14 protein-coding genes and 1 pseudogene are annotated in these 15254 nt (G+C 55.9%); all 15 read right to left on the bottom strand.

Annotation, left to right across the window (positions count from 1 at the left end; all coding sequences use genetic code 11):
• Positions 1 to 8: 8 nt before the first annotated feature.
• Positions 9 to 371, bottom strand: coding sequence for a ribosome silencing factor (rsfS, locus tag B5G06_RS03355; RefSeq protein ID WP_087187683.1), 363 nt, complete (start codon positions 369 to 371; stop codon positions 9 to 11).
• Between the two features lie 12 nt (positions 372 to 383).
• Positions 384 to 1910, bottom strand: a complete 1527-nt coding sequence (locus B5G06_RS03350) for an LCP family protein (RefSeq protein ID WP_087187682.1) — start codon at positions 1908 to 1910, stop codon at positions 384 to 386.
• Between the two features lies 1 nt (position 1911).
• The gene (gene yqeK / locus B5G06_RS03345) at positions 1912 to 3120 is read right to left on the bottom strand and encodes a bis(5'-nucleosyl)-tetraphosphatase (symmetrical) YqeK (RefSeq protein WP_087187681.1); all 1209 of its coding nucleotides are present in this window, start codon (positions 3118 to 3120) and stop codon (positions 1912 to 1914) included.
• Between the two features lie 19 nt (positions 3121 to 3139).
• Positions 3140 to 3463: a ribosome assembly RNA-binding protein YhbY gene (gene yhbY / locus B5G06_RS03340; RefSeq protein ID WP_087187680.1), complete on the bottom strand. Its 324-nt coding sequence runs from the start codon at positions 3461 to 3463 to the stop codon at positions 3140 to 3142.
• Positions 3447 to 4046 (bottom strand): XTP/dITP diphosphatase, encoded by a 600-nt coding sequence (locus B5G06_RS03335; RefSeq protein WP_087187679.1) that lies wholly within the window; start codon positions 4044 to 4046, stop codon positions 3447 to 3449. Before B5G06_RS03335 ends, yhbY begins: the two co-directional genes overlap by 17 nt.
• 3 nt (positions 4047 to 4049) lie before the next feature.
• Complete coding sequence (gene rph, locus B5G06_RS03330; RefSeq protein WP_087187678.1) at positions 4050 to 4751, bottom strand: ribonuclease PH; 702 nt, start codon at positions 4749 to 4751, stop codon at positions 4050 to 4052.
• A 14-nt stretch (positions 4752 to 4765) separates the two neighbouring features.
• Positions 4766 to 5665: a signal recognition particle-docking protein FtsY gene (gene ftsY, locus B5G06_RS03325; protein ID WP_087187677.1), complete on the bottom strand. Its 900-nt coding sequence runs from the start codon at positions 5663 to 5665 to the stop codon at positions 4766 to 4768.
• Positions 5666 to 5706: 41 nt separating this feature from the next.
• The gene (gene smc, locus B5G06_RS03320; protein WP_087187676.1) at positions 5707 to 9276 is read right to left on the bottom strand and encodes a chromosome segregation protein SMC; all 3570 of its coding nucleotides are present in this window, start codon (positions 9274 to 9276) and stop codon (positions 5707 to 5709) included.
• A gap of 160 nt (positions 9277 to 9436) precedes the next feature.
• Entirely contained in the window at positions 9437 to 10705 is a 1269-nt protein-coding gene (locus B5G06_RS03315) for a site-specific integrase (RefSeq protein ID WP_087187675.1), read from the bottom strand.
• Between the two features lie 243 nt (positions 10706 to 10948).
• Positions 10949 to 11149 carry an excisionase gene (locus B5G06_RS03310; protein WP_087187674.1) on the bottom strand — a complete coding sequence of 67 codons (201 nt, stop codon included), beginning with the start codon at positions 11147 to 11149 and terminating at the stop codon, positions 10949 to 10951.
• A 465-nt stretch (positions 11150 to 11614) separates the two neighbouring features.
• Positions 11615 to 12295, bottom strand: coding sequence for a hypothetical protein (locus tag B5G06_RS03305; RefSeq protein WP_087187673.1), 681 nt, complete (start codon positions 12293 to 12295; stop codon positions 11615 to 11617).
• Positions 12296 to 12618: 323 nt separating this feature from the next.
• A complete protein-coding gene (locus tag B5G06_RS03300; RefSeq protein ID WP_087187672.1) occupies positions 12619 to 12942 on the bottom strand; it encodes a type II toxin-antitoxin system RelE/ParE family toxin in 324 nt (107 codons plus the stop codon).
• Positions 12939 to 13244 (bottom strand): type II toxin-antitoxin system RelB/DinJ family antitoxin, encoded by a 306-nt coding sequence (locus tag B5G06_RS03295; RefSeq protein WP_087187671.1) that lies wholly within the window; start codon positions 13242 to 13244, stop codon positions 12939 to 12941. Before B5G06_RS03295 ends, B5G06_RS03300 begins: the two co-directional genes overlap by 4 nt.
• Before the next feature lie 183 nt (positions 13245 to 13427).
• A complete protein-coding gene (locus tag B5G06_RS03290; RefSeq protein ID WP_242955334.1) occupies positions 13428 to 14174 on the bottom strand; it encodes a S1 RNA-binding domain-containing protein in 747 nt (248 codons plus the stop codon).
• A 979-nt stretch (positions 14175 to 15153) separates the two neighbouring features.
• Positions 15154 to 15254 (bottom strand): annotated as a pseudogene (locus B5G06_RS14330) (IS200/IS605 family transposase); the annotation flags it as partial.

The raw sequence follows: 15254 nt of genomic DNA, 5'->3' as shown, positions 1-15254 counted from the left end.
TTACTGCTTTAGTTTTCCGTGAGCACACCGGACAGGTCCACAGGGGTGGCGTCGCTCCACAGGCGCTCCAGATCGTAAAACTCTCTGGCCTCCTCGTTGAAGATGTGGACCACCACGGAGGAGAAGTCCAGCAGGATCCAGATGCCGCCCCGGTGGCCCTCCACATGGTGGGGAGGCTCGCCAGCCTCCTTCAGTTCCTTCTCACAGACGTCGGCCAGGGCCTTGATCTGGGTGGTGGAGGTGGCGGAGCACAGCACGAAATAGTCGGCCAGCGTGGTCAGATGACCGGTCTCCAGCACCTTAATATCCAGGCCCTTCTTACTGTCCAGCGCTTTGGCGGCCAGCAGGGCAATTTCCTTAGGTGTTAACATAAAATCTCTCCTTTACTCCACAGGCTCCATGCCGGGACCAATCTCCGGTGTCGATTCAGGAGCGGGTGTGGCTGCCGGCGTAGGGGCCGGAGTTGGGGTAGGCGCCGGGGTCGCAGAGGGCTGCGCACTGGCCGTGGGACTGGGTGTGGAAGCCGGGGTCGTGGAGGGCTGCGCACTGGCTGCCGGACTGTTACTGGGCCTGGGCGTGGAAGTCACTTCCGGCTTGGGCGTGCTGCTGGGCTTGGTCGTTGTGTTGGAGCTACCCGAGCCGCTGGAACTGTTCGAACTGGAAGAACCGGACGAACTGCTGGAGCTGCCGCCCTGAGGCTTAGCCGCATAGGTGTCCTCCACATGGCCGCTGGTGGAGGACAGAGACCCGTCGTCATTGACGCTCATCAGATCCAGCTGATCCAACCGGATGTCCTCCAGATAGGGGTTGAAATAGGTGTTGATCATTTCCAGGGTCTGATCCTGGATGGGGGTCACATAGGACTGCTTGTTGCCCACCGTCCGGCTATAGACGTAGACGCCCTCGCAGGGCAGGGTCATGAAGTTGACATTCTCCATGCTCAATCCGCCCAGAATGGCCTCCTGGGCAAACCAGGCCAGGTTATTCACAGTAAGGGTGCCGCGGGTATCCACATTATTGAAGAAGATCTGAGCCAGGGCGGGGATCTTATCCACAGTCAGGTTGTTCAGACAGGTCTCAATGACCGCCTTCAGGAAATCCTGCTGGGTCTGGATACGGCCCAGATCGCCGGAGGGGTAACCGCCGTAGACAATCAGTTTGCCGTTTTCAATCTTGTTGTTTTTCCGCCAGCGCAGCAGCTGCATGGCCTCGTCGCCGTCGATCTCCTGGTAGCCGGCCTCCAGGTGGATGTAGAGGTCCTGGGTACCATCATCATAATTCATGTCGTATGGTACATCAAACCACACGGGCCCGATAGCATCCACCAGCTCACCCACAGCCTCCCATTCCACCACCATGGTGAAGTCGGGCTGGAAGCCGATGAGGTAGGAGATCTCCTCCTTCAGGTAATCGATGCCATCCCTGTCGTAGTTGGAAGCCCAGTTGTAGACGGAATTGATCTTCTTCACGTCCCAGGGCACATTGACCATAGTATCACGGGGAATATTCAGCACATTGAGCTGCTGGTTGGGAATGTCGTAGGACATGACCATAATGGTGTCGGTGTTGCCGCCGCCGCCGGTATCCCGTCCCACCACCAGGAAGGTGTAGAACTCCTCCTTCCGGTCGCCGGACAGTTTCGGTCCCGTCATCTCCATTCCGGCAGATTCCTCCGCATCGGGGGGCGCTACATTGGGAATCTCCGGCTTGACCACCAGCAGCTTATAGGCCACAAACAGGATCACGATCAGGGCTGCGATCACTGTAAAGATGATAAACAAGATGCGCAGGATCTTTTCCCTGGGCGTGCGCTGGGGCTTTGGTTTTTTCTGCTTGGGGGCTTTGGGCGGCTTTTGCTCTTTCGCGAGCCGGGCGCCGCCGCGGCTGTTCTTTTTCTCTTCCGGGTTCATCTCAAGGTTCCTTTCTGCTGGATTTGCTCCTCAGCCAATCCCTGGCCTGCAGCGTGTTGCTGTGGACCGGCAGGCCCCGGTCCTTCATCTCCTGAATGCTCATCTCGCAACCCAGCAGCACTGCCTGGTCCAGATCCTCATAAGCCAGCTTCCGCAGCTTCTCCACGCCCGGGAAGTCCCGGTTGGGTTCCATGTAGTCGGCGATGTACAGGATCTTCTCCAGCAGCGTCATATCCGCTTTGCCGGTGGTGTGCCAGAAAATCGCATTGTAAATATCGTCACTCACTCCATACACATCCCGGGCCACACACGCCCCGGTTTTGGAATGGAGCAGCTTAACAGCACGCTGTTCCAAATCATCCAGTACGATACCATATTTATGGCATAATTGCAACTGTTCGTCCATCTCCAGATATTTTGTAATATCATGGAGGATACCTGCCCGGCGGGCCTTTTCCTCGTCGGCGCCCCAGCGGCGGGCCAGACGCACCGCCTCCTCTTCCGTGCCCCTGATGTGGGCAATTCGCTTGGCCCGGATCATGGAGCAGGCGCAGGCCCGCAGTTCCCGGTCCGGCAGATGCTTCAGGTCAAAATGGACCCCGTACAGGCCGTGGCGGATGATATATCCATATACCGCCGGAGACAGATACTCCTGTCCCTCTCCCCGGGCCAGCAGCTCCCGCAGCTGGGTGGAGGATACATCTACAATATGGGGCAGCTGGAGCACACAGGTCTTGGCCCCGAAGGTCTTTTGCAGATGCTCTGCCTGGATGTTCAAAGCCTCGCCGCTGTCGCTCTGGGTACGGGCAAAGGTACATATTCCCGCCAGTCGGGTGATCCGTTGGGGCTCCCACCAGTTTTGCAGGGTAAGAAACATATCGGTACCCATCATCAGCCACAGCTCCGCGTTGGGATACTGGGCGTGGATCTGCTCCAGCGTATCCGCAGTGTAGCTTTTCCCGGGTCGGGAAAGCTCCAGAGCATTGACCCCAATCCGATCGGGCAGCAGCAGACTGTCCGCCGCCAGCTCCACCATAGCCAGCCGCTCCCGGGGTCCGGGACTGCCTTCAGGCAGATCCTTGTGGGGCGGCAGCGCCGCCGGGACAAACTGCAAACGGTCCAGCTCCAGAACGTCCATCGCCGCCTGAGCCGAGGTCAGATGCCCCAAATGGGGTGGATTGAAGGTCCCGCCATAGATGCCCAGCTTCATGACCATGCCCCCTCGTTTATTATGCTTTCCGCTTTTTATCCGATACCAGAACGATCTTGTCTTTCTTATCCTTTTTGTGGGTCGGACGATACAGAACAAATTTTGTTCCGATCACCTGCACCACGTCACTACGGGTGGCCGCAGCCAGTTCTTCCGCCGCCTCCCGGCTGGTGAGCATACAGTTCTCCAGGACCTTGCCCTTGATGAGCTCCCGGGCCTCCAGGGCATCGTCGGCCTGCTTCACCAGGTTTTCTCCGATGCCGTCCTTGCCTACATGGAGGATGGTGTCGATGTTGTTTGCCAGGCCCCGCAGCTGGGCCCGCTGTTTACTGGTCAGTTCCATTCAGATAGTTCTCCAATTCTGTTTTAAATTTGTTCAGCGCATTTCCCCGATGGGAAATGGCGTTCTTCTCCTCGGCAGTCAGTTCCGCAAAGGTCTTTTTCAGCCCCGGGATAAAGAACACAGGGTCGTAGCCGAAGCCGCCCTCACCCCTGGGGGCGTAGGCGATGGTGCCGGGGCACTCTCCTCTGGCCTCCACCTTGTCCCCGTTGGGGAAGCAACAGCAGATGCAGGATACAAATTTGCCCCGCCGGTCCAGCTGACCCCGCAGGTTCTCCAGCAGCAGCTTATACCGGCCTACGTCGTCCAGCTCGGGACCGCCGTAGCGGGCGGAGTATACGCCGGGGGCGCCGTTGAGGGCGTCCACACACAGGCCGGAATCGTCGGCAATGGCGGGCAGACCGGAGGCCTCACATACCGCATGGGCCTTCAGATAGGCATTCTCCTCAAAGGTAGTGCCCGTCTCCTCCACGTCCACATCCACGCCCACTTCGGACTCCAACACCACGTCCACCCCCAGCTGGGAGAGGATGGCCTTCATTTCCACCAGCTTGTGGGCGTTCTTGCTGGCCAATACCATTTTCATGTCTCAGCCCTCCAGTACGTTTTTCTGGATGGTCTGGAGCTGGGCGATGCCCTTGGCACATAGGTCCACCAGAGCCCCCTGCTCCTCCACGGTAAAGGCCCGGCCCTCGCCGGTGCCCTGGATCTCCACCAGCTTGCCGTCCCCGGTCATGATACAGTTCAGGTCCACCTGGGCGGAGGAGTCCTCCTCATAGCATAGGTCCAGCAGCAGCTGATCGTCCACAATGCCGGCAGACACCGCCGCCACCTGATCCACCAGAGCATCGGCAACCCCTACCTTCTTCAGGGCCAGGGCCAGGGCCACATAGCCGCCGGTGACGCTGGCAGTACGGGTGCCGCCGTCTCCCTGGAGCACATCGCAGTCGATGGTCACGGTGCGCTCACCCAGCTTTTTCATATCCACGCAGGCCCGGAGGGAGCGGCCCACCAGCCGCTGAATCTCCGCGGAGCGGGGGGACAGCTTCAGCTTGGCAATGTCCCGCTTGGAGCGCTCCCGGTTGGCCCGGGGCAGCATGGAGTACTCGGCGGTGACCCAGCCCTCCCCCTCGGGAACGTGGGGCGGGGTGCGCTCCTCCACGCTGGCGCAGCACAGCACCTGAGTGTTGCCGCAGCGGATGAGGCAGGAACCCTCAGCAAATTTGTTGAAGTTAGGAATGATCTCTACAGGCCGCAGCTGGTCCGCCGCCCGTCCGTCAATTCTGGCCATTGTTATAACCTCCATTAAATCAGCGCTTCCACAAAGGCCTCCGCTTCAAAGGGCATAAGGTCGTCGATACCCTCGCCCACGCCGATATACTTCACCGGCACCTGGAGCTCCTGGGCGATGGCAATGACGATGCCGCCCTTGGCGGAGCCGTCCAGCTTGGTGAGGACGATGCCGGTAATGCCGGCGGCCTCCTTGAACTGCTTGGCCTGGATCAGGCCGTTCTGACCGGTGGTGGCGTCCAGCACCAGCAGGGTCTCCCGGTCGCAGCCGGGCAGCTCCCGGTCCACCACCCGGGAGATCTTGTTCAGCTCATTCATCAGGTTCTGCTTGTTGTGCAGCCGCCCGGCGGTATCGATGAGGATCACATCGGTACCTCTGGCCTTGGCGGCGGTGAGGGCGTCAAACACCACGGCGGCGGGATCAGCCCCCTCGTGCTGGCGGACGATCTCCACGCCGGAGCGCTGGCTCCAGATCTCCAGCTGATCCGCGGCGGCAGCCCGGAAGGTGTCGGCGGCAGCCATCAGCACCCGCTTGCCCTCCCCCTTCATTTTGGCGGCCAGCTTACCGATGGTGGTGGTCTTGCCCACGCCGTTCACACCGATAAACAGGGCCACCGAGGGGGTGGTGGTGAGATGGAGCTCCGGCTCGCCCACCTGGAGCATCTCGGTAAGCACCCGCCGCAGGCAGGCACGAGCAGAGTCCATATCCTTGATTTTCTCCTCCTTCACCCGGCGGCGCAGGGTCTCCACCGCCTTCAGGGTGGTGTCCACGCCCATGTCGCCCAGGATCAGGGTTTCCTCCAGCTCGTCGTAGAAGTCGTCGTTGAGCTCACCGGCAAACAGCTGGTCGATGGAGTGGCCGATGTTCTCCTTGGTGCGGGTCAAACCCGCCTTAATCTTCGCAAAAAAGCCCATATTGATTTTGGTTCCTTTCGGTTGTTGATAAAGCTGCCGACTTACTTGATATGCAGCTCTTTTTCCACATCATTGAGATTGATAGTCAACATCCGGCTGACGCCCTGCTCCTGCATGGTGACGCCGTAGAGCACATCCGCTTCCTCCATGGTACCGCGGCGGTGGGTGATGACGATAAACTGGGTCTTGTCCGCCATCTGGCGCATATAGTGAGCAAAGCGCACCACGTTGGCATCGTCCAGAGCGGCCTCGATCTCATCCATCACCACGAAGGGGGTGGGCCGCACTTTCAGAATGGCAAAGTAGAGGGCAATGGCCACGAAGGCCTTCTCGCCGCCTGACAGCAGGGAGAGCACCTTCAGTGCCTTGCCCGGGGGCTGCACCCTGATCTCAATGCCGCAGTTCAGGATATCCTCCGGGTCCTCCAGCTCCAGGGTGGCCTTACCTCCTCCGAAGAGCTCGGTAAAGGTCTGCTGAAAGGACTCGTTGAGGATGGCAAACTGCTTGGCAAAGATGGCACGCATCTCCTCGGTGATATCGGCGATAATGCCCTCCAGCTCTTTCTTGGACTTCTGCACATCGTCCCTCTGGTCGGTGAGGTAGGTATAGCGCTCATTGATGCGCTGAAACTCGTCGATGGCGTCCAGGTTGATGTTGCCCAAAGCAGAGATGGATTTTTTCAGCTCGCCCACCCGGCGCTGGGCCTTGGGGACGCTCTCCAGCTCCACCCGCTGGGCCATGGCCGCCTGGTGGGACAGTTCGTAGGTCTCCCACAGCTTGTCCAGCAGGTTCTTCTCCTCCATGGCAGCGGCAGCCTTCTTCTGCTCCAGCACCGACACCTCCCGCTCCAGATTGAGCAGGGCGCTGTTCTTGTCCCGGGCGTCCTTGTCCGCCTGGTTGCGCTGGGCCTCCAGGGCCAGCTTCTCGTCGTTGATGCGGCTGATGGCGGCCTGACGATCCTGGTTCTCCTGCCGGATGGTCTGGAGCTGCCGCTCCTTTTCCGCAATCTCCCGCTCCAGGCCGGCGTTCTTCTCCTGGAACTGGGAGAGCATCTTTTCCCGCTCGGCCTTGTCGCCGGTCAGATCCCGGCGCAGTTCCTCCAGTTCGGTCATGGACTTCCGGGCGGCCTGGGCTTCCGCCTCCAGGGCGGCCAGGCGCATATTCAGTTCGGCAATGGCCTCCCCCAGAGCCGTGGCCTTCTCCTGGACTTCGCTCTGGCCTCTGGCCTTGCCCTCTGCCTCGGCCCGCAGGGCGGCGGCAGCCCCCTCCAGGGACTCCACCCGGGCACGAGCGGCACAGGTGTCCGCCTCGATCTGGGCGGAACGGGCCTGGAGCTGTTCCAGCTCATTCTTCTGATCGGCCCGCTGTTTCTTCAGATCGGCCAGCTGGGTGTCCAGGTGGCCCAGGCGCTCCTCCAGCTTGAGGATGTCGTCCTCGTGGCGGCGCTGCTGGGCTTGGGCAGTCTCCATCTCGTAGGCAGCAGCGGTGGCCTCCCGCTTAGCCTCCTCCATGGCGTGGGCCGCGTCGGCCAGCTGCTGGGCCACGCCGGTGCGCTGCTGAGCCAGCCGCTCCAACTCGTTGGCCCGGCTCAGGATGCCCGCGCTGCGGGACGCCGAGCCGCCGGTCATGGAGCCGCCAGGGTTGAGCACCTGGCCGTCCAGGGTAACAATTTTGAAGCGATAGTTGTATTTCCGGGCCATAGCGATGGCCTTGTCCATATCCTCGGCCACCACGGTGCGGCCCAGCAGGTTGGAAAAGATCTTCTCATACCGGGGGTCAAACTGGATGAGTTCGTTGCCCAGGCCCACAAAGCCGGGCTCCCTGCGCACGCCCTGATCCCGGAAGTCGGAAGGCCGCATGGAGGTCAGGGGCAGGAAGGTGCTCCGACCGCCGTCCCGGCGTTTCAGGTACTGGATGGCGGCTTTGCCGTCCTCCTCCCGCTCCACCACGATATGCTGCATAGCGCCCCCCAGGGCGATCTCGATGGCCACGGTGCAGGCGTCGGGCACGTGGATGAGCCCGGCCACCGGGCCGTGGATCCCCCGAAGCTGGCCCTTCTTGGCCTCCCCCATCACCAGCTTTACCGCTTTGGAGTAGCCCTCATACATCTTTTCCATCTCGGAGAGCATATGGATGCGGGAGTTCAGGGCGTTGTCCTCCATCTGGAGTTTGACGTGGCGCTCCTCCGCCTCCCTGGCCTTCCGCTGCCGGGTCTCCAGCCGCAGGGCGTAACCGCTGATGATGTTCTGTAAGCTGTCCTTGTCCTCTCTGGCCTGGTCCAGCTCCTGAGCGGCCTGACGGCGGGTCTCCTCCGCCTCCTGGAGTCGATCCTCACCGGCGGCCAGCTCCTGACGCATGGCCTCGTCCCGGTCCAGCACCTCCTGGGCGGCGGCGGCCAGGGCGGAGATGAGGGCCTTTGCGTCGGCGGCGGAGGCGTTCTCCACCGCCTCCTTCCGGCGCAGATCCTCCAGCTCCTGGGCAATGGCCCCGGCAGAGCGGCTGGCGGAGGCAGCCTCATTCTGGCGGTCTGTCAACTGCTGACGCAGTCCGGCAGTCTGGCCTTCCAGCTCCTCCAACCGGGTCTTACGCTCCCCGATCTGAGCGGCGATGGAGTCGGCCCGGCCCTCCTGCTGCTCCAGCTCTCGCTGGATACGATCCCGGTTCTCCAGGTTGTTCTGAATGTTGGTTTTGAGGACGGCGATGGCGTTTTCCAGGCTGTTGGCGTCGGCCTCCCGCTGCATCATCTGGAAGCGGACGCCTTCGGTCTCCACGTCCTTGTCCCGCATCTGAGCGGAGAATGCCTCAGCGGCGGCGTACAGATCCTCCACCTGCTGCTGGACCTCCCCCTTCTGGCGGAGGGCATTCTCGTAGTCGGACAGGGTCTTGCGGGACCCGGAACGAATTTTCTCCAGCTGGTCCAGCCACAGGGAGATCTCCAGCCCACGCAGCTCGTCCCGCAGGATGAGGAACTTCCTGGCCTTCTCGCTCTGCTGGCGCAGGGGCTCCACCTGGAGCTCCAGCTCATCGATCTTGTCGGTGATGCGCACCAGGTTCTCCTGGGTGCGCTCCAGCTTGCGCTCGGCCTCCTCCTTCCGGTGGCGGAACCTGGAGATACCGGCAGCCTCCTCAAAAATCTCCCGGCGGTCGCCGCTCTTCACCGACAGGATCTCGTCGATACGGCCCTGACCGATGATGGAGTAGCCCTCCCGGCCCAGGCCGGTATCCATGAACAGCTCGTTCACATCCTTCAGGCGGACGGAACGGCGGTTGATGTAGTACTCACTCTCGCCGGAGCGGTAGTACCGGCGGGTGACCATGACCTCGCTCTCCTCCAGGGGGAAGATGTGGTCGGTATTATCCAGCACCAGGGACACCTCGGCAAAGCCCTGCTGCTTGCGCAGGGCGGTACCGCCGAAGATCACATCCTCCATCTTACCGCCCCGGAGGGCCTTGGTGGACTGCTCCCCCATGACCCAGCGGATGGCGTCGGAGATATTCGATTTTCCGCTGCCGTTGGGACCAACGATAGCGGTGATGTCCTCCCCGAAGGAGAGGACCGTTTTATCCGGGAACGATTTGAATCCCTGGATCTCCAGCGCTTTAAGGTACATAAGCACACCTCTTTCTTCTCATAACCTCTTATCCCCTTTATTTCAAGGGGTTCCAGGCTTTTGGTGCTTATATAACCCCTCATAGTTTTCTATAACTTACCGATGTACTGGTGTAAATCCTGGTGCAAAATGGTGTTGACTGCGGCAAAATGGTGTAAACCTACATGAGTTTGAATTTACCTTCCAGGCTTTGAAAACTCTCAATTTTTTTGGACTCCGTTGCCTCATTATAAACATCCATCGTCGTTCGAATATTTCTATGCCCCATCACGTCTTGGATTATCTTGAGGTTTCTTTCATTTTCGCAGAACCTTGTGCAGAAAGTGTGGCGCAATATGTGGGCACTGAACTTTGGCAAATAACACGGCTCTCTGTTTTCTTGCTCGGCTTTGAAGTACTCTTCCCTGTTAAATGCACTCGTGATGTTTTGTATGGCATCGAACACATACGCCGGAGTAAAAACCTTACCATGACTATTGAGGAAAATAAAACCGGTGTATTCTCCAATAGAGAAGGGCTCTAAATTGGGGTTTCTTCTCTTCGCCTTTTCAGCCAAAAGCGCTTCTTTCACTTCTGATAGCATTGGGATAACTCTTAGACCCGCTTTTGTCTTTGGCTCAGAAATTCGGTACCTATATCCCCCATTTTCGCTTTGCCTATATAGTAGGGTGTGATTTACACTGATTAACTTTTTTTCGAAATCGCAATCACACCATCTAAGTCCAAGTGCTTCACCGATCCGCATACCAGTACCAAGAAGAACAGTGAATAGTGTACCCAGGCGACAATAAATCCGCGACTGATAAACATACTCAATCAATTTCGTCTGTTCTTCTTCCGTTAATGCGTGACGCTTTTCCTGTTCAACCAGCAGCATCTTACGCAAGCTTTTCAAAACATTCGCTGCAGGATTCACACGAATAAGATTGTCCATTACAGCACTCTCAAACATTTGGTACAGTATGGAATGGACACTTTGAACCGTACTTGCCTTGAGGCCAAGATCTTGGACCATATGCATATACAATCTCTGAATGTCAGAAAACTTGACACTCCGGATTTTGCGTCCGCCAAGTTCATCCCGAACATGCTTGTCGTATAAGCAAATGTAATTACATCTTGTGGTTTCCTTGAGATCACTGCGCAAGTCCATGAAGGATTTGAACAGCGCGTTAACCGTTATTGTGTTTGCTTCGCCGGCACGTATACCATCCTCAAGATCTCTCTGGATCTGTCTTTCAAGGTCCCGAAGGGCCATCACGCATTTTTTACCCTCTGGCACCTTATCAGTACTGACCAGTTTCCAACTATATACCGCTTTCCGTTTTCCATCCGGATCGGTATATCGGAACATATACATACCGTCTCGCCTTTGCACCTCCCCATTTCTAAGGATTCTGCCTTTGCTGTCTTTTCGTTTACTTGGCATAGTAATTCCCCTTCTATCACGAGAAAAGGAATCTGATATAGCATTTTATTCTACCACATCAGATACTACTTTTCAAGATTCAACCTATTTCCGGTAACTCTGGCGGGATTTCATCACATTTTTCTATTGAATTTAATCTAATTTTGTTTTTTACGGAAATTACCAGTACACCAGTTACAGTTTGCTATATAAAAAGACAGTCTGGCCACGGCTCAAGCCATGTCCAGACCTCCTTTTTATTGCTTACAATGTATCGACATCTTCCAAATACTTTTCAAACTTTTTTCGTTTGATCAGCCTTTTTGTTCCTATCCAAATAACAAACCCACAGTCCGGGTTGCTGGTTATCTCTCGCAGCTTATTTGTCCCAATTCCAAAGTAGGCAGCCGCCTCTTCAATCGTCAAATTGGCCTTCTCCCAAATTGGTACCGCTTGCTTTTCCATTTCCTCAACTCCTTTTTGTAAAAGTCAAAAGAAAAGCAACGGGCGGCAGCTGGCAAGGCCGCTCCGCGAGACTTACTCCCCGAGCTATTGGCACTTCCCGCAACCTGCGACGGAATGGCTACCGCTCGGATCACGGCCAAAGCGACGTATCATGATTAACGAGTATGGGTCATGGCCAACAAACCGCCACAGTTCGTCTGCACACGGCATCCGGCTCCCCCATCTCTCCTTTCCCCCTGCGGGATCATGGCCCGGTCTGCCTGCGCGGCTCTCCATACACGAAACGTACCCGTTGCTGAATATGAGGCGCAGCACGCCTGTTTGTCAAGGTGCATCAGGATGCCTTCCCGGAAGAACATTTCGTCTTCACCTCATTCCCCGTTTCTCGTCGCCTGTTTTGCCACAAAAGAGCAGCCCTACGCCGCTGGAAGGCATAGGGCCGCTCTGATTACTGGTCGAAAATTGTTAGATTGTCGAGCATACCAGCATTGCCTCTTCAGGCAGCGATGCGATATACTTTTCCACCACCTGATGCCATAGCTGATTATTTCCTTTGCCGTTGTCCTCACTGACGCATTTCATCTCATAGAGGTCGTTCCACACACCATCGTCCAGCACTGCATACGTTGTCAATGGATATCGGTACTCTTCAGACAGAGCCTTGCTACACAGATGCTCCTCCAGCGTTTGGCCTTTGTCATAGATCAATTTCCCCCAAGATGTAATGCCTTTTTCCGTGATAGACAAATCATGTCGGTCTGACGGGAGTTTACCAGACTGGTACCACTTCTCGCATGACAAAAAAGTCTCACGCTCTCTCTGAATGAACAGTTCCTTCATAAGATCCCATGCGATATCCTTTTTTCGTGCTCCTGTGACCCAACAGTACCCGTCAGGGGCTGCCTCAGCAGGTTTGTCTCTAAGGAAAAAACTCAAGTCGCCCGAAAAAACGTCGCGGCAATCTGCCTTGACAAGGAATCTGTCCGGCCAGCGACCGCCGATCTGAAACCAGTCAAACTCAGTATTGGGGTTCGTGTAGAAGCCATAGGCATCAGTTCCTTCCTTCCTCTTAAAGCCCCAGTATTCTTCAGCATATTCTCTGTAATCGGAATACTGCACGCGGAAGGGAATGTTCGCCAATTTCATCCGCTTTGCTTTTTTAGTCCGCTTGCATTGAATAATGCACCTCCTTACATCTTTCAATCTTTTGATACTATCTATATAAAAACAAGCGCATGGATCCAGTGCGATCCATGCGCTTGATGCCTTTCTTGGCTCAGTATTTAGTTTTGGTATCAGTAAGTCTACATATAACAAAAAAGCTCCCAAAGGTCAGTTCGACCTCTGGGAGCTATGAAACACGGTTACTGTGTCTGCCGCGACAAACAACGGATACTTTATGTCAGCATTATAGCGAAATTGTCAACAGAATGCAAGCGTCTTTTTACCCTTCAAAGCGTGGTAATGCTTTATTCTACCTCGTTTGATCCAAACAAATGCACCAGGTAGTCTGTCCGCCCATCCAATACTCGAATGATCTCGATCCCACTTTCTGTAACCTTGTAGAAAACCATCTGCTTGCTAATTACAAGGAACCGAATATTCTCCGGAACACCGTCATACTTGCTTGAAAGCGGCGTCCCCATGTACGGATTATCCTTCAAAAGAGATACGCCCGCAAGAATTCTTCCTTTAAGCCTGTTTGCCGCGCTGCGGTTCTTGAGCACTCCAGCAATGTAATCCGAAGCCTTGCGGATGTCGGCAATAGCCGCCGGCCGATACTGTAATCTCACAGTTCATTCACCCCAAGAAGGCGATATGCCTCCGCTTCATCAATGAGCTCCCCGGAGTTCTCACCGGCATCCAGCTCTTTCATTAGCCTCTCCATGGCTCTTGCTTTGATCAACTCTACATTCTCCTCATTTACCTGGAACGGAAAGCCGCCGGCATTGATAGATTGCTGGATAAAAATATTCAGGGCCTGCGTCAGAGTCAGGCCATTACGCGCATAAACAGCCTCTGCCCGCTGTTTGATTTCCGGATTGATACGGAAGCGGAACATATCCGTCTTCGGTGCTACTACGATATTATCCATGTCCGATTCCTCCTATTTATTGTTTCTCACATATAGTATAGCCAGACAGGGCAAAAAAGTCAACGGAATGTAGCAACAATGTTGCCACATTCCGTTGACCACTCATACGCTTGTCACGCTACTGTTTTGTGCGGCAAATTTACTTCTGGCTTTTTTGACATAGCCTAGTCCTATTCCCTCCCCTCAGCGCATGGTGGACATGTGGGTGATCACACCCCAGATCCGATTGTTTTCATGGTTGATTCCCAGGATCCGCACAGTCGCTCTGGCTCCCCGGGGCGGCCGACCGCGCTTGGGGTAGGTACAGAGACAATCGATACCACCATCCAGAGAGACAAACACACCGTTGAGATCGACCATACTGACGGTGCCCACATAGCGGTTGCCCACCACATACTTCTTCAGAGCTTTCTCATAGGGGTTCTCCATCGCCTGCTTCACCGAGGCGGTCACCCTGGGGTGGTTGCGGTCGCTACGGTCCACTTCCAGTACTCGTACCAGCACGCGCTGGCCAGGCTGGTAGTGCTGCGCAGCATCTACCCAGCGCTGGTAGGACAGCTCTCTCAGGGGAATATAGCACTCCGCACCAAACAGATCCACAAAGACGCCCGCCCGGATGACGGAGATGACCCGAGCCTCAGCGCGGATTCCCTCGTAGATCTGGTAGTTGCCGTCCCGGTCGGTGCGGAAGTAGTACTCCCTGCGTTTGAGCGCCATAGCCTCCAGCCGGCTGCCCGCTACCACATTGTGCTCCTGGTCGATACCCTTGACGATGTAATCCACCTCCGCGCCCAGGCGCTTGTTGAGCAGATAGTGGAGCACGTCGCCTTTGGGCTGGCCACGATAGTCCGCAGGCTCCTCGATGGCCTCCAGCACCGGGATGATGACCTTGAAATCCCCGTGGTAGATGACAGCATAATGTAACCGCAATACTTTGCATGCCCATTTCGAAAGGCTGCTCGGGAGGCCAGACGCGCCCAAGCACCCATTATGCCCTTCCCGGGCGGCAACTGATTTCGCGGCAGTTTGACCCACTGATATTTAAGTAGACACTTCATTGCACTGACCTCCTTTCTGGTAGATTGAAAAAAGCCTCGCTCCGTGCTACACTGATTAACACGAAAGCGAGGCTTGATTAAAATGCTTTATGCGTGTGATAATTGCCATTACCTGTTCCCCAGAACAGTTGAAAAGACCTGTCCTGACTGCGGGAAACCGACCATTCGTCCAGCAACCGATGAAGAACAAGAGGATTATAAAAATCGGCGTAATGAGAATCTTTGGACTGATGATAACGGTAGTTGTTGAGCTCTGCCAGCACAGCCGATTTTCTGACTCACTACCCATGCAGTTTTTCTGCCCATAGCACATTTTTTATCTGTGTATACGTACTACATTTCATGGGATGTATTTTACACACCACAAATATAGAATTACGCCCGAGGCTCGTAAGTCTCGGGCGTTTCTTTTGCAGTATTCTTTTGGGGTATTCTTTACTTGGTATATCCCCAAAACCCTTCAATCTTTTCTATTGCAGCGGCCGTTTCTGCCAAAAGAGGCCAAATCGAAGCGACTGCCTCCCCAATTATAACTGTGCTATCCCTACGTGCTATATCAGACCCTGTCTCAACTGGTGTAAAACTGGTGTAATTCACTCGGCAGCCATACCATCAAAGTACCGATTTCCCAGGCATTACAGCGGTTTGGTGGGTTCTCTATGTATTTTCAGCGCTTTTAAATACAAGGCGGCACCTCGCAACACATATACTTCTGAATAAAGTATTATATCAAGGAATGGAGGCTATTGCAAATCCTTTTGCCCCCCGAAGTCAAAACCTCCGGCTAAGCCGGAGGCTTGAGTAGGCCCTAAAAGGGCCTGATACGGACGAAGCCCCTTAAGGGGTTCTTTTTACGCCTTCTTGTTCTCGCGACCCGTAAACGGGTCAACAAACTCTTTCAGCCCTATCTGGTCTGCGATTTGATCTGATGCCAGTTGGTTTCGGATATACT

Source organism: Flavonifractor sp. An52, from assembly GCF_002159385.1.
Taxonomy (GTDB): Bacteria; Bacillota; Clostridia; order Oscillospirales; family Oscillospiraceae; genus Flavonifractor; species Flavonifractor avicola.
This window is presented reverse-complemented; position numbering and strand designations above follow the sequence as displayed.

Bases quoted from the DNA above. Each gene is read 5' to 3' on its own strand.
- rsfS (WP_087187683.1), bottom strand. From the start codon at position 371: ATGTTAACACCTAAGGAAATTGCCCTGCTGGCCGCCAAAGCGCTGGAC.
- B5G06_RS03350 (WP_087187682.1), bottom strand. From the start codon at position 1,910: ATGAACCCGGAAGAGAAAAAGAACAGCCGCGGCGGCGCCCGGCTCGCG.
- yqeK (WP_087187681.1), bottom strand. From the start codon at position 3,120: ATGAAGCTGGGCATCTATGGCGGGACCTTCAATCCACCCCATTTGGGG.
- yhbY (WP_087187680.1), bottom strand. From the start codon at position 3,463: ATGGAACTGACCAGTAAACAGCGGGCCCAGCTGCGGGGCCTGGCAAAC.
- B5G06_RS03335 (WP_087187679.1), bottom strand. From the start codon at position 4,046: ATGAAAATGGTATTGGCCAGCAAGAACGCCCACAAGCTGGTGGAAATG.
- rph (WP_087187678.1), bottom strand. From the start codon at position 4,751: ATGGCCAGAATTGACGGACGGGCGGCGGACCAGCTGCGGCCTGTAGAG.
- ftsY (WP_087187677.1), bottom strand. From the start codon at position 5,665: ATGGGCTTTTTTGCGAAGATTAAGGCGGGTTTGACCCGCACCAAGGAG.
- smc (WP_087187676.1), bottom strand. From the start codon at position 9,276: ATGTACCTTAAAGCGCTGGAGATCCAGGGATTCAAATCGTTCCCGGAT.
- B5G06_RS03315 (WP_087187675.1), bottom strand. From the start codon at position 10,705: ATGCCAAGTAAACGAAAAGACAGCAAAGGCAGAATCCTTAGAAATGGG.
- B5G06_RS03310 (WP_087187674.1), bottom strand. From the start codon at position 11,149: ATGGAAAAGCAAGCGGTACCAATTTGGGAGAAGGCCAATTTGACGATT.
- B5G06_RS03305 (WP_087187673.1), bottom strand. From the start codon at position 12,295: ATGAAATTGGCGAACATTCCCTTCCGCGTGCAGTATTCCGATTACAGA.
- B5G06_RS03295 (WP_087187671.1), bottom strand. From the start codon at position 13,244: ATGGATAATATCGTAGTAGCACCGAAGACGGATATGTTCCGCTTCCGT.